We start from the raw sequence: 19,984 nt of genomic DNA, 5'->3' as shown, positions 1-19,984 counted from the left end.
CGGGAACGGCCCCTGGCCGTCCTACAGGCCCTGCGCGTACGAGAAGAACCGCTTCGGGTCGTACTGCTTCTTCACCTTGTCCAGCCGCGCCGCCGCGTCCCCGTAGTACGCCTTCTTCCAGTTCTTCAGCGTGGGGTCGGTGTAGTTCTGGTAGGCCGCGCCGGACGCGTACGGGGCCATGGCCTGGTGCGCCGACGTCAGCCAGGACTGTGCCGTGGTGCCGGAGGCCCCCGCGCCCCAGGAGGCGATGTACTGGGCCAGCATCCGGGAGCGGCGGTGGACGAACGCGGTGGCGGTCGGGGAGACCCGGTTGACCGCGCCGCCGAGCGCCGTGAACGCGATGCTGCCGGCGCCGCCGCGCACCGCGGCGATCTGCTTCAGCACGGTCTGGACGCCGGCCGCGGACAGCGAGCGGTCGAAGAAGTCGGAGCGGGCCGCGTACGTCTCCCGGCCGAGCCTGCCCTGCGGGGAGCGGCCGGGGGTGGGGCCCGGCAGGTGGCACTGGGCGTCGGTGGCGAAGGAGGAGCAGCCGGCGTAGATCTCCATGGCCTCCTCGTAGCCGCGGCGGCGCAGGGAGACCGAGCGGGCGTTCGCGCCGGCCAGGTGGGCCAGGCGGTCCACGGCGTTCTGCAGCTCGCGGTAGGTGCCGAGGGAGAAGCAGGAGACGGAGACGGTCGGGGTGCGGCCCGGTGAGCAGGCCAGGTGCAGGGAGGACCAGATCTCGTCGGGCTGGGACGGGCCCCACTCCTGCCAGGCCTTCAGCACCTTGGCGGCCTTGGACCAGGGCCAGGTGAGGTAGGCGGTGACGGCCTGCGGCGCGGTGTGGGTGCGGAAGTGCAGCTCGGTGACGACGCCGAAGTTGCCGTTGCCCGCGCCGCGCAGCGCCCAGAACAGGTCGGCGTGGTGGCGGGTGTCGGCGGTGACCTGGGTGCCGTCGGCGGTGATCAGGGTGGCCTGGGTGAGGCTGTCGCAGGTCAGGCCGTAGGCGCGGGAGGCGACGCCGTGGCCGCCGCCGAGCACCAGGCCGGAGACGCCGACGGTGGGGCAGGAGCCGGCGGGTATGGTCACGCCCTTCGCGGCGAGCGCGCGGTAGACGTCGATCAGCTTGGCGCCGGCGCCGACGACGGCCTGGTTGCCGCTGACCCGGATCCGGTTCAGCCGGGACACGTCGAGGATCAGCCGGTTGTCGCCGGAGGAGTACCCGGCGTAGGAGTGGCCGCCGTTGCGGATGGCGACCTTGACACCGTGCGCGCGGGCGTACGCCAGGGTGGTGCGGATGTCGGCGGCGTGCGCCACGTAGGCGACCGCGGCCGGTTTCAGGGCGTCGAAGCGGGTGTTGTACAGCTGGTGGGCGGTCTTCCAGGAGGCGTCGCCGGGCCGTATCAGGGTGCCGTCGAGGTCCCGGGCGAGGGCCGTCCAGTTCGCGGCGGCCCGGGCGGAGGCGGTGGTCCCGAGGGCGGCGAGGGAGGCCGCGCCCGTCAGTGACGCCGCGGGCGCGGAGGAGCCGCCGCCCGCTGTGCACGCGGTCAGCGCGGTCGTCGCCAGGGCGGCCGCGCCGCCCGAGATGAACGTACGCCGTTCCATGTCCGTCGCCCCTTTCTCCGGGTCTCCTGGAACGAGACGCCGGCCCGCGCCTCGGGGTTCCGCCGAACGGGTGAGGGGCGGCGCACGGGCGTTCGGATGACCGGCTCGTCGGAATCTCCGTGTGCCCTCCCCGTGAGCATTCCGTGACCTAACCGGGCCGACGGCAGGGGTTCACTCTGCGTTCATTTCTGGCCATCGGCGGCTTCACCTGTTCTGCCTAATTTCGGCCGTACCGGTGCGGAGTGCGGCATGGATTGCGCTCCCGCGCACCCCACTACTCACCTCGCGCGCCGCCGATCGCGGCGGCTCCTGGAAGGAACTCCCGAAAGTGAAGCTTCAGCGCAAGAACCGGCTGCGCGCCCTCTCTCTCGGTGCTGTCGCCGTCTCCAGCGCCCTGGCCCTGACGGCGTGCGGCTCCGACGACGACGGCGGCAGCGCCTCGAGCGGCGCGACCGGCGCCACGAGCACGAACTCCATCAAGTGCGACGACGCCAAGGGGCAGCTGCTCGCGGACGGTTCCTCCGCGCAGAAGAACGCGATCGACGCCTGGACCAAGGCCTTCTCGCCGGCCTGCAAGGTGCAGATCAACTACAAGGGCGCCGGCTCCGGTGCCGGTGTCACCTCCTTCACCCAGGGCCAGATCGCGTTCGCCGGTTCCGACTCCGCGCTGAAGCCCGACGAGGTCACCGCCTCCAAGAAGGTCTGCAACGGCGGCCAGGGCATCGACCTGCCGATGGTCGGCGGCCCGATCGCCCTCGGCTACAACGTCCCCGGCGTGGACAACCTGGTCCTGGACGCCCCGACGATCGCCAAGATCTTCGACAGCAAGATCAAGAACTGGAACGACCCGCAGATCAAGAAGCTCAACCCCGACGCGAAGCTTCCCGACCTGAAGATCCAGGCCTTCCACCGCTCCGAGGACTCCGGCACCACGGACAACTTCACCAAGTACCTGCTCGCCACCACGCCCGGCAACTGGAAGTACTCCGGTGGCAAGGCCTGGCAGGCGCAGGGCGGCCAGGCGGCCTCCGGCTCGGCCGGCGTGGCCCAGGGCGTCAAGCAGAACTCCGGCGCGATCGGCTACTTCGAGCTGTCCTTCGCCAAGGACATCGACACCGTCGCCATCGCCACCGGCGCCAAGGCCCCGGTGAAGCCGTCCACCGAGTCCGCCACCGCGGACATCGCCGCCGCCAAGGTGATCGGCACCGGCAAGGACCTCGCGCTCCAGCTCGACTACAAGACCAAGGCCGAGGGCGCCTACCCGATCACCCTGGTCACCTACGAGATCGTCTGCGACAAGGGCAACAAGGCCGACTCCCTGCCCGCCACCAAGGCGTTCCTGCGCTACATCGCCAGCGAGGACGGCCAGAAGGTGCTGGCGCAGAACGGCTACGCCCCCATCCCCGACGAGATCATCGCCAAGGTCCGCACCACCATCGAGGGCCTGAGCTGACCTGATCCGTGAGTGTGCGGCCCGGTGCCCGTCCGGGCCGGGCCGCACCGTCCGGTGCACCGCCGCCACGAGCCGCGCCCCGCGGGGCCGCCGCTCCGCAGACCGGAGAACCCGATGGACATATCGACGACAACCGACGTTCCTCCCCCCGCCGCCCCGCCCTCGCTCGCCGAAAGCAAGCGCGCGGCCCGCGGCGCCACCCGGCCCGGCGACCGGATCTTCCTGGGCCTGTCGCGCGGCTCCGGCATCCTGCTGCTGGTGATCATGGCCGCGATCGCGGTCTTCCTCACCTACCGCGCCTCCCTCGCGATCAGCCGGGACCACGGCAACTTCCTGACCACCTTCGAGTGGAACCCCAACCTCACCCCGCCGAGCTTCGGCATCGCGGTGCTGGTCTTCGGCACGGTCGTCTCCTCGGTGATCGCCATGGCCATCGCGGTCCCGGTCGCCGTCGCGATCGCGCTGTTCCTCACCCACTACGCCCCGCGCCGGCTCAGCGGCCCGATCGCCTACGTCATCGACCTGCTCGCCGCCGTGCCGTCCATCGTCTACGGCCTGTGGGGCGCCCTGGTCCTCGTGCCGCACCTGCGCGGCCTGTACGGCTGGCTGGACACCTACTTCGGCTGGACCGGGATCCTCTCCTGGGAGGAGGGCGCCCCGCGCACCATGCTCGCCGTCGGCATCCTGCTGGCGATCATGATCCTGCCGATCATCACCAACGTCAGCCGTGAGGTGTTCCGGCAGGTCCCGCGGATGCACGAGGAGGCCGCCCTGGCCCTCGGTGCCACCCGCTGGGAGGTCGTGCGGATGTCCGTGCTGCCCTTCGGCCGCTCCGGTGTGATCTCCGCGTCCATGCTCGGCCTCGGCCGCGCCCTCGGCGAGACGATGGCCGTGGCCACCGTGCTCTCCCCGGACTACGACATCCACGCCAGCCTGCTGAACCCCGGCGGCGGCACCTTCGCCCAGAACATCGCCAGCAAGTTCGGCGAGGCCACCGTGCAGGGCCGGGACGCGCTGATCGCCTCCGGTCTGGTCCTCTTCGTCATCACCCTGCTGGTCAACGGCGCGGCCCGCGCGATCATCGCCCGCCGCAAGGAGTACTCGGGGGCCAACGCATGAGCACCGCAGCCGTCACCGACAAGCGCCCCGGCTCGCTGCGCGGTGCCAGCCTGCCCCGGTGGTCCCCCTGGGCCATCGCCGTCGGGTCCGTCGCCGTCGCCGTGGGCATCGGCCTCGGCGCGGGCCTGGACAGCAAGGTCCAGTGGGGCCTGATCGCCGCGATCCTGTTCGTCCTCGGCACCTACGGCATCGCCGCCCGGGTGGAGGGCCGCCGGCAGGCCAAGGACCGGGTCGCCACCTCGCTGGTCTGGGTCGCCTTCCTGCTCGCCGTCGTCCCGCTGGTCTCCCTGGTGTGGACGACCGTCTCGCGCGGCGTGAAGGTGCTCGACGTCCACTTCCTCACCCACTCCATGGGGATCGTCGCCGACTCCGAGCCCGGCGGCGGCATCTACCACGCCATCGTCGGCAGCCTGGAGCAGGTCGGTCTCGCCACCCTGATCGGCGCCCCGATCGGCGTGCTCACCGCCGTCTACCTGGTGGAGTACGGACGCGGCCGGCTCGCCCAGGCGGTCACGTTCTTCGTCGACGTCATGACGGGAATCCCGTCGATCGTCGCGGGCCTGTTCATCCTCAGCCTGATGCTCATCATGAAACTGGACCCGTTCGGCTTCGCCGGTTCGCTGGCCCTGGCCATCCTGATGATGCCGGTCGTCGTCCGCTCCACCGAGGAGATGCTCAAGCTCGTCCCGAACGAGCTGCGCGAGGCGTCCCTGGCGCTCGGCGTGCCCAAGTGGCGGACCATCCTGAAGGTCGTCCTGCCGACCTCCATCGGCGGCATCACCACCGGCGTCATGCTCGCCGTCGCCCGGATCGCGGGCGAGACCGCGCCGGTGCTGCTGCTGGTGTGGGGCAACCCCTTCATCAACACCAACCCGTTCGAAGGGGCGCAGGCGTCGCTGCCGCTGTACATCTACCAGCAGTACGCCGCCGGCGGCGACCCGGCGTACGACCGCGCGTGGGCGGCGTCCCTCACGCTGATCGCCTTCGTGATGATCCTCAATCTGGTGGCCCGCGGCATCGCCCGCTGGAAGGCACCGAAGACCGGTCGCTGACGCGGCCATACAGCGACCGAGCTCTGAACCCCTGGAAGTGAAGCAGACATGGCCAAGCGAATCGACGTGAGCGGGCTCACCGCCTACTACGGCTCCCACAAGGCGATCGAGGACATCTCGATGACGGTCGAGCCGCGCTCGGTGACGGCGTTCATCGGCCCCTCCGGCTGCGGCAAGTCGACGTTCCTGCGCACCCTGAACCGGATGCACGAGGTCACCCCCGGCGGCCGCGTCGAGGGCAAGGTGATGCTCGACGCCGAGGACCTGTACGGCTCCGGGGTCGACCCGGTGTCCGTGCGCCGCGAGGTGGGCATGGTCTTCCAGCGCCCGAACCCGTTCCCCACGATGTCGATCTTCGACAACGTGGCGGCGGGCCTCAGGCTGAACGGCAACTACAAGAAGAGCGAGCTGAACGACATCGTCGAGAAGTCGCTCAAGGGCGCCAACCTCTGGAACGAGGTCAAGGACCGGCTGAACAAGCCGGGCTCCGGGCTCTCCGGCGGCCAGCAGCAGCGGCTGTGCATCGCGCGGGCCATCGCGGTCGAGCCGAAGGTGCTGCTCATGGACGAGCCGTGCTCGGCCCTGGACCCGATCTCCACGCTCGCCATCGAGGACCTGATCGGCGAGCTGAAGGACCGGTTCACGATCGTCATCGTGACCCACAACATGCAGCAGGCGGCGCGGGTCTCGGACCGTACGGCGTTCTTCAACCTGGCCGCCGTGGGCCAGCCGGGCCGGCTCGTGGAGATCGACGACACCGAGCGGATCTTCTCCAACCCGTCGGTCCAGGCCACGGAGGACTACATCTCCGGCCGCTTCGGCTGACCGGACCCCGCCCCCGGACCGGGGCGGTACGGACCCCTCGCGGTGCTGCATGGCGGTGCCACCGCGAGGACGCAGAAGGGCCCGCCCCTGGCTCCCGGGGGCGGGCCCGTCGCGTTCGGCCGTCCTGCGGCCCCCGCGGTCCTACAGGGCCACCAGCTTCACGATGCCGAAGGCCAGGGCCGCGACCAGCGCGGCGGCCGGCATCGTGATGAACCAGCCCAGGACGATGTTCTTGGCCACGCCCCAGCGGACCGCGTTGACCCGCTTGGTCGCGCCCACGCCCATGATCGCCGAGGTGATGACGTGGGTGGTGGAGATCGGCGCCTTGAAGATGAACGCGGTGGTGAACATGATCGACGCGCCGGTGGCCTCCGCCGCGAATCCCTGCGGCGGGTCCAGCTCGATGATCTTGCGGCCCAGCGTGCGCATGATCCGCCAGCCGCCGGCGTACGTGCCCAGGGACAGCATCACCGCGCAGACGATCTTCACCCAGACCGGGATCGGGTCGCCGAACGTCTCGTGGCCGGAGATGACCAGGGCCAGCACCACGACACCCATCGTCTTCTGGGCGTCCTGCAGACCGTGGCCGAGCGCCATGCCGGCCGCCGAGACGGTCTGGGCGATGCGGAAGCCGCGCTTGGCCTTGTGCGGGTTGGACCGCCGGAACAGCCACATGATCGCCGTCATGACCAGGTAGCCGACGATCAGGCCGACGAACGGGGAGACGAACATCGGGATGACGATCTTCTCCAGCACCCCGCTCCACAGCACGTCCGTGCCGCCCGCCAGCGCCGCTCCCACCATGCCGCCGAACAGCGCGTGCGAGGAGGACGAGGGCAGGCCGAAGTACCAGGTGACCAGGTTCCAGACGATCGCGCCGACCAGGGCGGCGAAGAGGATGCCCATCCCCGTCGAGCCCCGGGGCGTCTCGATCAGCCCCTCGCTGACGGTCTTGGCGACGCCGGAGCCCAGGAAGGCACCGGCCAGGTTCATCACGGCCGCCATGGCGAGCGCCGCCCGCGGGGTCAGCGCCCGCGTCGACACCGAGGTGGCGATGGCGTTCGCGGAGTCGTGGAAGCCGTTCGTGTACGTGAAGAAGAGCGCGACCCCTACGGTCGCGATCAGGGCGAAGGTGTCCATCGACGCCTCAGGACTCCTTGACGGCGATGGTCTCCACCGTGTTCGCCACGTGCTCGAAAGCGTCCGCCGCCTCTTCCAGGACGTCCACGATCTGCTTGAGCTTCAGCACCTCGATGGCGTCGTACTTGCCGTTGAAGAGGTGGGCGAGCAGCTTGCGGTGGATCTGGTCGGCCTGGTTCTCCAGCCGGTTGACCTCGATCCAGTACTCGGTGAGGTTGGCCATGGTGCGCAGGTTCGGCATGGCCTCGGCCGTCAGCTCCGCCGCGCGGGCCAGGACCTCGATCTGCTGCTCGACGCCCTTGGGCAGTTCCTCGACGTTGTAGAGGACGACCAGGTCGACGGCTTCCTCCATGAAGTCCATGATGTCGTCCAGGGAACCGGCGAGGGCGTAGATGTCCTCCCGGTCGAACGGCGTGATGAACGAGGAGTTCAGCTGGTGGAAGATCGCGTGCGTGGCGTCGTCACCTGCGTGTTCCGCGGCCCGCATACGCTCTGCGATCTCGGCCCGGGCGGAGGAGTCCGCCCCGAGCAGTTCCATCAGGAGTTTGGAGCCCGTGACGATGTTGTCCGCGGACGCGGCGAACATGTCGTAGAAGCTCGTCTCCCTGGGGGTCAGACGAAAGCGCACGTGGGGTCCTCGGGGTGCTTCGGTTTCGGTCAGGCTGATGCTAGGCGCATCATCCGGCCACGGCTAACGGGCCGCATCCCAGTGTCGCCCATCGGCCGCGGTGATGAGCACAGGGGCGCAGGAAGGCCCCCGTACCCCGCAAAGTTCGTTACCATATACCCAGTAGGGGTATCTGTCCCTTTTGTCCGCAGCTCGTCCCGAGACGGAGGCCCGCGATGACGACGACGACCGAGGCCGGCGCCACGCACGGCTACCACAAGCAGAAGGACGAGCACCTCAAGCGGCTGCGCCGCATCGAGGGGCAGATCCGGGGGTTGCAGCGGATGGTGGACGAGGACACCTACTGCATCGACATACTCACGCAGGTCTCCGCCTCCACCAAGGCCCTGCAGTCCTTCGCGCTCCAGCTGCTGGAGGAGCACCTGCGGCACTGCGTGGCGGACGCGGCGCTCAAGGGCGGCGACGAGATCGACGCGAAGGTGGACGAGGCGACGAAGGCGATCGCCCGCCTGCTGCGCACCTGAGCGGCGCGGCGGCGCGGGCCGCGCTCAGTCCGGATCCCGCTCCTCGGCGACGCGCAGCACCGCGTCGATGCTCTCCAGACTGAGCCGGTCCTCGGCGGCCGAGGCCGCGATGATCAGCTCTCCGCAGAGTTCGATCTCGGCGAGGGCCACGTGGTCCTGAACCGCCGTGCCGCCGACCCGAGCCACCCGCCTCACCTCTTCCCTGCCGTCACCGCCTCCTAGGGTAGGCAGCGGTCCGCGCACCGCGCATGGCACGGACGGGCTACTTACCCGAGGACGTTCGGGACTAGTGTCTGGCCGGAATCATCCGCTCTCCACGGGCTCGTCCCCCGCCACCCGGCCCGTGTAGATGTCCGCCGGGGCCGGCAGCCGGATGTCCGCGGGGGCGCCGAAGCCGAACAGCAGCAGGGTGGAGGCGACCGCCACGGTGGCCCGGGCACGGCCGTTGGAGAAGCTGAAGCGCTGCCGGAGCTTGCGGATGCGGCCCTGGTCGTCCAGGTAGGCGTCGAACGGCACCCGGGCCGTGGCGAACCCCGTCGCCGCCGCGGCCAGCGCCGCCCGGATCCCGGGCGAGGCGTACCGGGCCGCGCGGGCGAGGTCGGCGGTGCCCCGGTAGTGGCGTACGGCCGTCCCGGCCACCTCGGTGCGGCCCACGAAGGCCGCCTCGCGGGTGCCGCGCAGCAGTTCGGCCGCGACGTACGGGTCGGTGGCGCCGCCGGTGACCAGATTGCCGTCGGACAGCGTCGCCGTCTCCACCCGCACCCACTTGCCGGCGGGCACGCCCGCGCCCCGGTTCTTCATGTACAGCGCGCCCGGGGTGAGCAGTTCGGTGATGGGCCGGTGCCCGGCGGCGCCGGTGGGTCCGGCGGGGAGCACCACGGTGAGCCGGCCGAGGCGGTGGCGGTAGTCGTAGACGCCCCGGCCCCGGATGGTGACGCGGGTGCCGCCGGTGGCCATCTCCATGGAGGTGCCGGCCTTGGAGCTGCCCGCGTCCCGCAGCGCCCGGGCGGCCCGGCGCAGCGCGTCCACGGGGTCGTCCGCGCCCTTGACGTCCTCGGCGGCGGCCCCGCCGCCGGAACAGCCGCAGACGCCCGCCGCGAGGCCGAGGAGGATCACCGTCGCGGCGGCGGTCCTGCCCGCGCGCCTGTGCTGCCGCCGATCCATCGCCTGCCTACTCCCAGCGGTGTGTCCGTCACGGGCCCCCGTCGTCCGGATAACGACGGGTGGCAAGCGCCGTCACGCGCGGCGGGCGGGCTCGGTACGGTGGTCGGCGTGGCAGTCACCTCGGCGCAGCAGGACGGGCCGGAGCACGCCCGGTCCGGGCAGGAACACCGCACGACGACGACCGAACAGGGCCGCTTCTGCGTGGCCCGCTGCACCTGCGGCTGGCGCGGCCCCGCCCGCCGCGCCCGCAGCCAGGCCCGCACGGACGCGGAGACCCACACGACGGACGGCTGACCGGCCGGTTCCCGCCGACCGCCGCCCCGACACCGGACGCCGGCGACCTCGGCCCCGAGTTTTCCGTGCCCGGTGGCCCGGTCGGGAGGCGGAGGATCGGTTCTGTGGTTTGGCGTGGCTCGGGGGTCGGCCGGGCTGTGGCGGGCTTGGACTCGCGGTTTCCCGTGCCCGGTGGTGCGGCCGGGAGGCGGGGGGTCGGTTCTGTGGTTTCGCGTGGCCCGGGGGGCCGGTGGGGCGGTGGCGGGTTCGGTTCTGTGGTTTTGCGTGGCTCGGGGGTCGGCCGGGCGGTGGCGGGCTTGGACTCGCGGTTTCCCGTGCCTGGCGGTCCGGCCGGGAGGCGGGGAGTCGGTTCTGTGGCTTCTCGCGCCCCGGGGGACCGGACCGGCCGGGGAGGGCTTCGCCGGCCGTGGGCGTGGTCCTGGCGTTCCTGTGCTGTCGGCCGGACGGGAGGCAGGGGGGTCGCTTCCGGGCGTTCTCCGTGTCCGGCGGTCCGGTGGGGGGAGGCGGGAGCCCCTGGTCCCCGGGTCCGGCCGGCGGGCGGCGGGGTCAGAGGCGTCGTTCGCCGGGGGCGGGCGGGACATCGAGCGCGTCCAGCAGCTCACGGTCGCGGAACTGGGTCAGACGGGCCCCGGCGGCGCCCGGGGGGAGCCACAGGATGCGGTCCACCTCGGTGTTCGGTGTGAAGTGGCCGGAAACCGCCTCGGCGGCCCAGTACCGCACCCGTTTGAAGCGGCCGTCGGCCGTGTAGCAGACGGCCGGCAGTTCCGCGCCGGGCTCGGCGGCGTACCCGGTCTCCTCCGCGACCTCGCGCAGCGCCCCGGCGAGCGGGTCCTCGCCCCGCTTCAGCTTGCCCTTGGGATGGGACCAGTCGTCGTACTTGGGCCGGTGCACCAGGCAGATCTCCACGGCACCGGTGAGGGGCGAGCGGCGCCACAGGACGCAGCCCGCCGCCTGGACCACCGTGTCGGTCACGCCGTCTCCTTCCGGGTCAGGGGGCGTTGACGGTCTGCTTCTGCCAGGACTGCTGGAACGCGAACCGGGCCGCCTCCACCTCGTGCCGCTGGTCGGCGTGGAGGACACCGAGGGCGTAGGCGGTGGCCGGGGTGATCCGGGGCGTGCGGGCCGCCTGCGCCGCCGCCGCTGCTGCCTCCGACGCGTCCCGGTGCCGGTTCAGCGCCTGCCCGGCCGTCAGCAGCCGTACGTCCAGCGGGGCGTTGCCGCCGTGCAGCACCTCGCGGGCGTACCGGTACAGCCGCAGCAGCAGCCGTACCTGGTGCCAGGGGCCGTCCTGGGGGTGCGGGGACGGCTCCGGGGACAGGCCGTGGACCAGTGCCTCCGCGTTGTACGGGTGGCCCGCGGTGACCAGGGGCAGCGCGGCAACGGCATCCGTGAGGCGTTCCTCGGCGGCGGCGGCCAGCGGACCCAGCCCGCTGCCGGGCGCGGCCGGGGTGAGGGGGACCTCGCTGGCCAGGACGGCGACCTTGTCGGCCACCGCGTGGAAGCGGGAGGAGCCGAGGGCCTGGAGCGCCGTGGAGTGGGCCCTGGTCCGGGCCAGGGTGAGCTGGCGCTCCAGCAGGGCACCGGCCTTGGCCGCGCCGACGGTGAGCGTGCCGCGCTCCGCCGGTGCCGTGGCGTACGCCGGGCCGCCGGGGCTCGCCGGCTTCGCGGACGGGACCCGGCCGCCGGCCGCCGGCGTGCCGGCCGTGGGCACGGGCAGCGCGGTCACCCCGGACAGCCGGTGCAGCGCCAGCAACAGCCGCTCCAGCCGCCCCTGGTAAGCGTGCTCCAGGCCCAGCGTGCCCGACAGCCAGGCCAGTTCGGGGCGGATCTCCTCGGCCCAGCCGGGGTCGAGGAGCGGGCGGAAGGTGTGCAGGCTGCCGCTGATCCGGCGGGCCGAGCGGCGCAGGGCGCGTGCCGCGTCGACGGACTCCTCCACGCCGTCGCCCGCCGTGCCCGTACCCCCGCGCACGAGAGCGCTCCCGCCGGTGCCGCCGGTCTCCCGGTGTAGGCGCAGGGCGCGGAGGAACTCCGTGGCCTGGGCGCGCAGGTAGTCCGCGAGGGCGTCCCCGGTCGCCGCCTCGGCCGTGGGGTCCGTCTGGTCAAGGTGTTGCTGTGCCACGCCGGCGCCTCCGGGCGTCTATGAGCATCTCCTGGACGTTGCGCAGGGGCCCGCCGTCCCCGTCGGTCGCGTGCCGCGTCCACTCGCCGTCCGGACCGAGGTGCCAGGAGGCGGTGGTGTCGGACATGCCGGTGTCCAGCAGCCGGTTGAGGGCTGCGCGGTGGCCGGGGTCGACCACCCGGACCAGGGCCTCTATCCGGCGGTCGAGGTTGCGGTGCATCATGTCGGCGCTGCCGATCCACACCTCGGGTTCGCCGCCGTTGCCGAAGGCGAACACCCGGGAGTGCTCCAGGAAGCGGCCGAGGATGGAGCGGACCCGGACGTTCTCCGACAGGCCGGTGACACCGGGGCGTATCGCGCAGATGCCGCGCACCCACACGTCCACCGGCACGCCCGCCTGGGAGGCGCGGTAGAGGGCGTCGATGAGCGCCTCGTCCACGATCGAGTTGACCTTGATCCGGATGAAGGCCGGCCGGCCCGCGCGGTGGTGCTGGATCTCCTTGTGGATGCGGGAGACCAGGCCGTCGCGCAGCGACTTGGGGGCCACCAGCAGCCGGCGGTAGGTCTCCCGGCGGGAGTAGCCGGACAGCCGGTTGAACAGGTCGGAGAGGTCCGCGCCGACCTGCGGGTCGGCGGTGAGCAGGCCGAGGTCCTCGTACAGCCGGGCCGTCTTCGGGTGGTAGTTGCCGGTGCCGACGTGGCTGTAGCGGCGCAGGGTCTCGCCCTCCTGGCGGACCACCAGGGACAGTTTGCAGTGGGTCTTCAGCCCGACCAGGCCGTACACGACGTGGCAGCCGGCCTCCTCCAGCTTGCGCGCCCACTTGATGTTGGCGTGCTCGTCGAAGCGGGCCTTGATCTCGACCAGGACGAGGACCTGCTTGCCGGACTCGGCGGCGTCGATGAGGGCGTCCACTATGGGCGAGTCGCCGGAGGTGCGGTACAGGGTCTGCTTGATCGCGAGGACGTCCGGGTCGGCGGCGGCCTGCTCCAGGAAGGCCTGCACCGAGGTGGAGAAGCTGTCGTAGGGGTGGTGCAGCAGCACGTCCCGGGTGCGCAGGGCGGCGAAGATGTCGGGCGGGGACGCCGACTCGACCTCGGCGAGGTCGCGGTGGGTGCCGGCGACGAACTTCCGGTACTTCAGCTCCGGCCGGTCCAGCGAGTGGATGCGGAACAGGCCGGTGAGGTCCAGCGGGCCCGGCAGCGGGTACACCTCGGCCTCGGAGATCTTCAGCTCGCGCACCAGCAGGTCCAGCACCTCGCGGTCGATGGACTCCTCGACCTCCAGGCGCACCGGCGGGCCGAAGCGGCGCCGCATGAGTTCCTTCTCCAGGGCCTGGAGCAGGTTCTCGGTGTCGTCCTCCTCGACCTCGAGGTCCTCGTTGCGGGTGATCCGGAAGGCGTGGTGCTCCAGGATCTCCATGCCCGGGAACAGCTCCTCCAGGTGGTTGGGGGCGGCGATGACGTCCTCGATGGGGACGTACCGGCCCGGGGAGGCCTCCAGGAAGCGGGACAGCAGCGGGGGCACCTTCACCCGGGCGAAGTGCCGGTGGCCGCTGACCGGGTTGCGCACGACGACGGCCAGGTTCAGCGAGAGGCCGGAGATGTACGGGAAGGGGTGCGCGGGGTCGACGGCCAGCGGGGTGAGGACCGGGAAGATCTGGTTCCGGAACAGCGTGAAGAGGCGGGCCTGCTCCTTCTCCGTCAGCTCCTGCCAGCGGACCAGGTGGATGCCCTCCTCGGCGAGCGCCGGGGCGACGTCCTCGTGGTAGCAGGCGGCGTGCCGGGCCATCAGCTCGCGGGAGCGGGCCCAGATCATCTCCAGCACCTCGCGGGGCTGGAGGCCGGAGGCGGAGCGGGTGGCGACGCCGGTGGCGATGCGGCGCTTCAGGCCGGCCACCCGGACCATGAAGAACTCGTCCAGGTTGCTGGCGAAGATCGCGAGGAAGTTCGCCCGCTCCAGCAGGGGCGTGGCCGGGTCCTCGGCCAGCTCCAGGACCCGCTCGTTGAAGGCGAGCCAGCTGCGCTCGCGGTCGAGGAACCGGCCCTGCGGCAGGGGGGTGCCGTCGGCCGGGGCCTCCTCGTACGCGTCGAGGTCCGCGTCGAGGTCGGGCGCCAGACCGGAGACGGCGGCGGACACGGCGCGCTGCCGGCGCGCGGCGATGGAACCCACGGGGGGCTGCTGCGTGTGCTGGGCCTCGGCCTGGGTGTCTTGCTGGCTCATGAACCCATTCTTCCCCGCCGCGGGTGGCACGGGCGCGTCGGAACGCGCGGGCGGGAGCCGCACGGTTCCGCTCCCCGCGGCGGTCTCCTCGGGGGGCGGCGAAGGCTCTGGCACGACGGGTGTCATTGGCCGAGCGTCGCAAGCCAGGCTGAATCAATGGTTACGGCGACATGACGTGTGGGATAGCGGGGGGCGGCTCGAAGGAGTCCCGGACGGAGCGGGCCGACGGCGCGGCGGGGCGGTGACCGCGGAGGGACCGGGCGGGTGGCGGCGCGGAGCGGCCGCCGGCCGGGGACGTCACCCTGGAGGCCGGGGCCGCCTGCGCGCTGGCCCTGGCGCTGGCCGGGCTCGCCGTACGCCACTCGGACGACCCGCACCCGGGCCGGCCGGCGGCCACGGCCCTGCTGGCCGCCGCGCTGCTCGCCCCGCTGCTGCTGCCGGACGACTGGCCCCTGTTCGTGCCCGCCGGGGACCCCCGCTGGGACACGGCCCACGGCCACTGGGCCTGGGTACTGGCGGCGGCGGGCACCGTGTGGCTGGTGACCCTCCACGAGCCGCTGCGCCGCCCCTTCCGCCGCCGGTCACCGAGGTCCCGGCACCCGGGCTGAACCGTTCCTCACGTCTCCGTGCGGTACATCAGGTCGGTCTCGTGGACGGTGAAGCCCAGCCGCTCGTACACCGTCACGGCCGCCTTGTTGTCGGCGTCGACGTAGAGCATCGCGGTGGGCAGCTGCTGGGCGGCCAGGTGGCGCAGCCCGATCGTGGTGAGCGCCTTGCCGAGGCCGCCGCCCTGCTCGCCGGGACGTACCCCGAGGACGTACACCTCGCCGAGGCCCTCCTCGGCGTGCGTCTTGGTCCAGTGGAAGCCGATCAGCTCGCCGCGCCGCTCGGCGAGGAAGAACCCGGCCGGGTCGAACCACGGCTCGGCCTTGCGGTCGTCCAGGTCCCGCTGGGTCAGCGAGCCCTGCTCCGGGTGGTGGGCGAAGGCGGCGGCGTTCACCGCGAGCCAGGCCGCGTCGTCCTTGCCGGGCACGAACGCGCGGACGCTCACGCCCTCCGGCAGCACCGGCTCGGGCAGCTCCAGGTCCGTCAACGGGCGCCGCATCTGCCGCAGTTCCCGGAACAGGTTCATGCCCAGCACCTGGGCGAGGTGCCGGGCGGCGGGGTGACCGCCGTGCGCCCACACCCGCAGCCGCTTGCCGGAGGCGGCGAGCAGGGCCGAGCCGAGCGCCCGCCCGTGCCCGTGCCCCCGGTGCCCGGGGTGGACGACCAGTTCGGCGGCCGGGGGCTCCACCGGGTCGGTGTCCTCCAGCTGGGCGTAGCCGGCGAGTTCGCCGTCGACCGTCAGCAGCAGGTGCGAGACGCCCTCGCGGGAGCCGCCGCGCAGGTGCAGCCGGCCCTGCTCGGACACCGGCAGCTGCCCGTCGACGCGGGCGGCCTCGCCCAGCAGGCGCAGCACGGCCTCGCCCTGGTCCGGGGTGAGCGCGGAGTGGGTCTCGATGGAGCGGGCGGGAAAGCCCCGTACGGTGTCGTCGCTGCTCATGCGTACGAGAGTACGGGGCGCCCCGGGTGAAGTCCCGGCACACCGGCGGCAAAGGGGACCGGCAGGGGCGTCGGCGAAGGGAAACCAGGATGTGACCTGAACCCCCTGTCGCGCTACGCGCGTTGACTCTAGGCTGCGCCGAGCACCACAGCCGACCCACAGGGGGGTTTCCATGCCATCCGTACCCCGGCGGACCAGACGCCGTACCTATGCCTTCCTCGCGTCCGCGGCCGGTCTCGCCACGGCGGCGGCGCTGGCCGGCGCGCTCCCGGCGGACGCGCACGAGGACCACCACCCCCACCGCCCGGGCCGCTACCAGGACGTCCAGTTGCTGTCGTTCAACGACCTGCACGGCAACCTGGAGCCGCCGTCCGGTTCCTCCGGCCGGGTCACCGAACTCCAGCCGGACGGCACGACGAAGACGGTCGACGCGGGCGGGGTCGAGTACCTCGCGACCCACCTGCGGAACGCCCGCAAGGGCCACCCGTACTCGGTGACGGCGGCCGGCGGTGACCTGGTCGGCGCCTCCCCGCTGCTGTCGGGTCTGTTCCACGACGAGCCCACCGTCGAGGCGCTGAACAAGCTGGACCTGGACGTCACCTCGGTCGGCAACCACGAGTTCGACGAGGGCGCGCGGGAACTGGCCCGCCTCCAGAACGGCGGCTGCCACCCCAAGGACGGCTGCTACACGGACCAGGAGTTCCAGGGCGCGGACTTCCCGTACCTGGCGGCGAACGTCCAGGACGAGAAGACCGGCAAGCCGATCCTGAAGCCCTACTGGGTGTGGAAGAAGAACGGCGTCAGGATCGGCTTCATCGGCGTCACGCTGGAGGGCACCCCGGGCATCGTCTCCGCCGACGGCGTCAAGGGCCTCACCTTCAAGGACGAGACCGAGACCATCAACAAGTACGCCAAGGTGCTCCAGCGCCAGGGCGTGCAGTCCATCGTGGCCCTGATCCACGAGGGCGGATACCCGGCCTCCGGCTCCTACAACTACGACTGCGACTCCCCGGGCGCGGGCGACGGCATCTCCGGCCCCATCGTGGACATCGCCAAGAACGTGACCCCGGCGGTGGACGCGCTGGTCACCGGGCACACCCACCAGGCGTACGTCTGCACGGTCCCCGACCCGTCGGGCCGCCCGCGCATGGTCACCTCGGCGTCCTCCTTCGGCCGCCTGTACACCGACACCACGCTCACGTACGACCGCCGGACGGGCGACATCGTGCGGACGGCGGTGAACTCCGCCAACCACGTGGTCACCCGGGACGTCCCCAAGGCGCAGGACATCACCGACCTGATCGGCAAGTGGAACACCCTGGCCGCCCCCATCGGCAACCGCCCCATCGGCTACATCTCCGGCGACATCGGCAACACCGGCACCGAGTCCCCGATGGGCGACCTGGTCGCCGACGCGCAGCTCGCCTACGGCCGTGAGCTGGACCCGAGGACCAGCCTGGCGCTGATGAACCCCGGCGGCGTCCGGGCGGGCCTCACCTACGCGGCCAAGGGCGCGGAGGGCGACGGCGTGGTCACCTACGCCGAGGGCTTCACGGTCCAGCCGTTCGCCAACACGGTCAACCTCGTGGACCTCACCGGCGCGCAGCTGATCCAGGCCCTCAAGGAGCAGGTCAGCGGCCCGAACGAGGCGGCCCCGCGCATCCTCCAGCCCTCGGCCGGCCTCACCTACACCCTGGACCTCACCAGGTCCGGCGCGGACCGCGTGGTCACCGACACCATCCGCCTGAACGGCGCGCCCATCGACCCGGCGGCCACCTACCGCGTCGCGATGAACGCCTTCCTCGCGGGCGGCGGCGACGGCTTCCCGTCCCTGGGTCAGGGCAAGAACCCCCTGGTCGGCACGGACGACCTGGCGGCCCTGGTGAAGTACCTGACGGCGAACTCGTCGGCGTCCTCCCCGCTCGCGCCTCCGGCGACGAACCGGATCACGATCACCAAGTAGGCCGTGCTTCTCCTCCTCTGACCTTGTCCACAGCTGTGGACAAGGTCAGAGGGCGACCGGATCGATCACGACGATCTGAGGCCGAGCCGCTTCTCCAGGCTCTCCAGGGACGCCCGCTGGGGCCCCGGAAGCGCGGCTCTGCGCCGGGCCGCGCGCTCCACGTACCTGATCGAGTACGCGCTCACCTGCGCCTGCCCGTGTCGACGGGCTGGCTGTCGGCGTCGTAGGCGTTGCCGTCCGCGTCGTAGAAGACCAGGCCCTCCGTGTCGCCCTCCGTCAGCCGCTTGACGATCTGCTCCACCTCGTCGAGGTACCCGGGAGTGGCGCAGGCGCAGGCGAACGGGAACCACTTGTCGATCACCGCGTCCAGGTCCGGCTGATCGAACTCCGCCGCCGCGCTCAGCCAGTCCCGCTCGAAGGCCTTGAGCCGGTCGGGGCGCCGCTGCAGAGCCGCACGGATCGCGTCCGGGGTCCTCTCGCAGGAGGTCGGATCCACCTCGTGGGCCATGATCGCGCTCTCTTCTCCGGCTGGGACGGTGGGGGTGCCTGGAAGTCCACGGTAGGCCTTGGCGGGAGGGCATCAACGCTCGTACGCGGGAATGCGGGCGCCCCTGCTGTGGGCGATACGGAGGACCTCCTCCAGGGACTCGCCGGCGCGCGTCAGCGCGAAGCGTACGGCGCGTTCGCCCGCCGCCCGGTCCGCGAGCACGGCCCTCGCCCCGGCCAGCACCTGCTCACCCGACCGCATCTGCGCCGCCTCCACGTCGTCCGCGAGCCGGGACAGCCGGCTGTCGTCGTGGTCGGTACTCAGATAGCAGGGCTTGCCGTCGGGGCTCGTCCAGGGCAGCAGGCGCAACTCGGCCATGAGAAGTCTCCGTTGTGGGGTGGTGACGATTACGGTTCGTGCCTCGATCGTCACGGACGGCGAGTACGCTGCGGAAGAGGTGTCGTGTTGTCCGTGAGCAGGGACAACAGGGAGAGGTGACGTGGGCGAAACCGTTGACCCGGGGCCGGTGTCCGGGCGGGCCATCCTCGGCCAGACCCTGAAAGTACTGCGCGAGAAGGCCGGCAAATCCCTGGGCCAGCTGGCCGAGGACACCGGCTACGACAAGAGCTACCTGAGCCGCCTGGAGTCCGGCGAGCGCCTGTCCAAGGTGACGGTCATGGAGGACCTGGACAGCTACTACGGCACGGGTTCCTTGCTGGTCGGCCACTGGAAGGCCGCGCGCCTGGACGCCTTCAAGGACCAGTACAAGGAGTTCATGAAGCTGGAGGCTACGGCCAGGATCATGTGGCTCTTCACACCAGGTGTCCCTGGGCTGTTGCAGACCGAGGACTTCTCGCGCGAGCTTCTGCGTAAGGCCCAGACAACGGCTGACGGTGACGATTGGGTCGAGGAACAGGTGGCAGCACGACTCGGGCGGCAGTACCTGCTACGGCAGGACCCACAGCCCGATGTGCGGGTCATATTGGACGAGACCGCGCTCCGGCGACCCGCCGCCGACCCCCGAACCTGGCACGATCAACTGCTTCACCTTGAATCCGCTGCCATGTGGCCCAACGTGACGATGCAGGTGCTGCCGTTCTCAGCAGGCGTCCATCACCACATGACTGGTTCGCTGACGCTGCTGTGGCAGCAAGATGGAAGCGCGGTTGCCTATAAGGAGGGCAACGAATGCAGCCGACTGGAAGAAGGGCAACACCAGGTGCTCAGGTGCCGGTTGTCCTACGATCGGCTCCGTGACCAGGCGTTGTCACCAGCGCGCTCGCTGAATTTCATCAGGGCCGTACTGAAGGAGCACAGAGACCATGAAGCGCACCCCTGACCTCACCGCAGCCGTCTGGCGCAAGTCGAGCTACAGCGGAGGGGGCGCCAACGACTGCGTTGAGGTGGCCGACGGTTATCCCGCGGTCGTCCCGGTCCGCGACAGCAAGGTCCCCGCAGGCACCGCCCTGATCTTCGGCACCGCGTCTTGGTCCGCGTTCGTAGAAGGCGTGAAGGAGTCCCTGTGACCCCCGACCTGTCCACCGCCACGTGGCGCAAGTCGAGCTACAGCGAAGGGGGAGCCAACGACTGCGTCGAGGTTGCCGACGGTTACCCGGGCGCCGTCCCCGTCCGCGACAGCAAAACCCCCGCCTCCCGGCCCTTGGTCCTCTCGGCCGCTTCCTGGGCCGGGTTCGTGGACGGGATCAAGCGGGGGAAGGGCGCGCACACGTTCGGGTGAGTGGAGCGAAAGCCCTGCGTGTCGGGTCGTGCGTCCCCGCATGGTTGGTCTCCCGGTCGAATGGACGACCGGGTACGAACTACCGATGCGGAAGGTGCCCAGGCGGTTATGGTCGTAGACACGACGCGCC

At 71.5% G+C, this 19,984-nt stretch carries 22 protein-coding genes; 11 read left to right on the top strand and 11 right to left on the bottom strand.

Annotated elements, in window-relative coordinates:
- Positions 1–21: 21 nt before the first annotated feature.
- Positions 22–1,584, bottom strand: coding sequence for an FAD-binding oxidoreductase (locus AB0E62_RS34655; RefSeq protein WP_362203186.1), 1,563 nt, complete (start codon positions 1,582–1,584; stop codon positions 22–24).
- A 328-nt stretch (positions 1,585–1,912) separates the two neighbouring features.
- Here AB0E62_RS34655 and pstS point away from each other — a divergent pair, with 328 nt between their 5' ends.
- From pstS to pstB, 4 genes are all read left to right on the top strand, one after another.
- A complete protein-coding gene (gene pstS / locus AB0E62_RS34650; protein ID WP_362203183.1) occupies positions 1,913–3,037 on the top strand; it encodes a phosphate ABC transporter substrate-binding protein PstS in 1,125 nt (374 codons plus the stop codon).
- A gap of 114 nt (positions 3,038–3,151) precedes the next feature.
- Positions 3,152–4,156: a phosphate ABC transporter permease subunit PstC gene (gene pstC, locus AB0E62_RS34645; protein ID WP_362203180.1), complete on the top strand. Its 1,005-nt coding sequence runs from the start codon at positions 3,152–3,154 to the stop codon at positions 4,154–4,156.
- Positions 4,153–5,208, top strand: a complete 1,056-nt coding sequence (pstA, locus tag AB0E62_RS34640) for a phosphate ABC transporter permease PstA (protein ID WP_362203177.1) — start codon at positions 4,153–4,155, stop codon at positions 5,206–5,208. The genes pstC and pstA overlap by 4 nt, the downstream gene beginning before the upstream one ends.
- A 48-nt stretch (positions 5,209–5,256) precedes the next feature.
- Complete coding sequence (gene pstB / locus AB0E62_RS34635; RefSeq protein ID WP_362203174.1) at positions 5,257–6,033, top strand: phosphate ABC transporter ATP-binding protein PstB; 777 nt, start codon at positions 5,257–5,259, stop codon at positions 6,031–6,033.
- 141 nt (positions 6,034–6,174) lie between these two features.
- Here pstB and AB0E62_RS34630 read toward each other — a convergent pair whose 3' ends face one another.
- Both AB0E62_RS34630 and AB0E62_RS34625 read right to left on the bottom strand, forming a co-directional pair.
- Complete coding sequence (locus AB0E62_RS34630) at positions 6,175–7,173, bottom strand: inorganic phosphate transporter (RefSeq protein WP_362203171.1); 999 nt, start codon at positions 7,171–7,173, stop codon at positions 6,175–6,177.
- 7 nt (positions 7,174–7,180) lie between these two features.
- On the bottom strand, positions 7,181–7,801 hold the full coding sequence (locus tag AB0E62_RS34625) for a DUF47 family protein (RefSeq protein ID WP_189986670.1): 621 nt from the start codon (positions 7,799–7,801) through the stop codon (positions 7,181–7,183).
- Between the two features lie 215 nt (positions 7,802–8,016).
- Here AB0E62_RS34625 and AB0E62_RS34620 point away from each other — a divergent pair, with 215 nt between their 5' ends.
- On the top strand, positions 8,017–8,325 hold the full coding sequence (locus AB0E62_RS34620; protein WP_030791897.1) for a metal-sensitive transcriptional regulator: 309 nt from the start codon (positions 8,017–8,019) through the stop codon (positions 8,323–8,325).
- A gap of 24 nt (positions 8,326–8,349) precedes the next feature.
- Here AB0E62_RS34620 and AB0E62_RS34615 read toward each other — a convergent pair whose 3' ends face one another.
- Together AB0E62_RS34615 and AB0E62_RS34610 are read right to left on the bottom strand one after the other, a co-directional pair.
- A complete protein-coding gene (locus AB0E62_RS34615) occupies positions 8,350–8,511 on the bottom strand; it encodes a hypothetical protein (RefSeq protein WP_362203219.1) in 162 nt (53 codons plus the stop codon).
- Between the two features lie 117 nt (positions 8,512–8,628).
- A complete protein-coding gene (locus tag AB0E62_RS34610) occupies positions 8,629–9,489 on the bottom strand; it encodes a hypothetical protein (RefSeq protein WP_362203167.1) in 861 nt (286 codons plus the stop codon).
- A gap of 108 nt (positions 9,490–9,597) precedes the next feature.
- On the opposite strand from AB0E62_RS34610, the gene AB0E62_RS34605 reads away from it, so the two are divergent.
- A complete protein-coding gene (locus AB0E62_RS34605; RefSeq protein ID WP_362203164.1) occupies positions 9,598–9,783 on the top strand; it encodes a hypothetical protein in 186 nt (61 codons plus the stop codon).
- Between the two features lie 546 nt (positions 9,784–10,329).
- On the opposite strand, the gene AB0E62_RS34600 is transcribed toward AB0E62_RS34605, so the two are convergent.
- From AB0E62_RS34600 to AB0E62_RS34590, 3 genes are read right to left on the bottom strand one after another with little or no spacing between them, the layout of a single operon-like run.
- Positions 10,330–10,755 carry an NUDIX hydrolase gene (locus tag AB0E62_RS34600; RefSeq protein ID WP_362203161.1) on the bottom strand — a complete coding sequence of 142 codons (426 nt, stop codon included), beginning with the start codon at positions 10,753–10,755 and terminating at the stop codon, positions 10,330–10,332.
- Positions 10,756–10,771: 16 nt separating this feature from the next.
- Positions 10,772–11,902 (bottom strand): CHAD domain-containing protein, encoded by a 1,131-nt coding sequence (locus tag AB0E62_RS34595; protein ID WP_362203158.1) that lies wholly within the window; start codon positions 11,900–11,902, stop codon positions 10,772–10,774.
- The gene (locus AB0E62_RS34590; protein ID WP_362203156.1) at positions 11,883–14,123 is read right to left on the bottom strand and encodes an RNA degradosome polyphosphate kinase; all 2,241 of its coding nucleotides are present in this window, start codon (positions 14,121–14,123) and stop codon (positions 11,883–11,885) included. Before AB0E62_RS34590 ends, AB0E62_RS34595 begins: the two co-directional genes overlap by 20 nt.
- Before the next feature lie 458 nt (positions 14,124–14,581).
- Between AB0E62_RS34590 and AB0E62_RS34585 the strand changes: the two genes are divergently transcribed.
- Positions 14,582–14,731, top strand: coding sequence for a hypothetical protein (locus AB0E62_RS34585; RefSeq protein WP_362203153.1), 150 nt, complete (start codon positions 14,582–14,584; stop codon positions 14,729–14,731).
- An 8-nt stretch (positions 14,732–14,739) separates the two neighbouring features.
- On the opposite strand, the gene mshD is transcribed toward AB0E62_RS34585, so the two are convergent.
- Positions 14,740–15,666, bottom strand: coding sequence for a mycothiol synthase (gene mshD, locus AB0E62_RS34580; RefSeq protein ID WP_362203150.1), 927 nt, complete (start codon positions 15,664–15,666; stop codon positions 14,740–14,742).
- 172 nt (positions 15,667–15,838) lie between these two features.
- Here mshD and AB0E62_RS34575 point away from each other — a divergent pair, with 172 nt between their 5' ends.
- Positions 15,839–17,629, top strand: coding sequence for a bifunctional metallophosphatase/5'-nucleotidase (locus AB0E62_RS34575; protein WP_362203147.1), 1,791 nt, complete (start codon positions 15,839–15,841; stop codon positions 17,627–17,629).
- 181 nt (positions 17,630–17,810) lie between these two features.
- On the opposite strand, the gene AB0E62_RS34570 is transcribed toward AB0E62_RS34575, so the two are convergent.
- Positions 17,811–18,137: a DUF6247 family protein gene (locus AB0E62_RS34570; RefSeq protein ID WP_362203144.1), complete on the bottom strand. Its 327-nt coding sequence runs from the start codon at positions 18,135–18,137 to the stop codon at positions 17,811–17,813.
- 72 nt (positions 18,138–18,209) lie between these two features.
- Positions 18,210–18,494, bottom strand: coding sequence for a hypothetical protein (locus tag AB0E62_RS34565; protein WP_362203141.1), 285 nt, complete (start codon positions 18,492–18,494; stop codon positions 18,210–18,212).
- Positions 18,495–18,615: 121 nt separating this feature from the next.
- On the opposite strand from AB0E62_RS34565, the gene AB0E62_RS34560 reads away from it, so the two are divergent.
- The 3 genes from AB0E62_RS34560 to AB0E62_RS34550 are packed head-to-tail and all read left to right on the top strand — an operon-like array spanning position 18,616 to position 19,854.
- Entirely contained in the window at positions 18,616–19,455 is an 840-nt protein-coding gene (locus AB0E62_RS34560) for a helix-turn-helix transcriptional regulator (RefSeq protein ID WP_362203138.1), read from the top strand.
- Positions 19,439–19,642, top strand: coding sequence for a DUF397 domain-containing protein (locus tag AB0E62_RS34555; RefSeq protein WP_362203135.1), 204 nt, complete (start codon positions 19,439–19,441; stop codon positions 19,640–19,642). Before AB0E62_RS34560 ends, AB0E62_RS34555 begins: the two co-directional genes overlap by 17 nt.
- Positions 19,639–19,854, top strand: a complete 216-nt coding sequence (locus AB0E62_RS34550; protein WP_362203132.1) for a DUF397 domain-containing protein — start codon at positions 19,639–19,641, stop codon at positions 19,852–19,854. The genes AB0E62_RS34555 and AB0E62_RS34550 overlap by 4 nt, the downstream gene beginning before the upstream one ends.
- Positions 19,855–19,984: the final 130 nt, after the last annotated feature.

The sequence above is a fragment of the Streptomyces sp. NPDC038707 genome (assembly GCF_040636485.1).
Classification (GTDB): domain Bacteria; phylum Actinomycetota; class Actinomycetes; order Streptomycetales; family Streptomycetaceae; genus Streptomyces.
The sequence above is the reverse complement of the archived record's forward strand: the minus strand, read 5'-3'. Positions and strand labels throughout refer to the sequence as shown.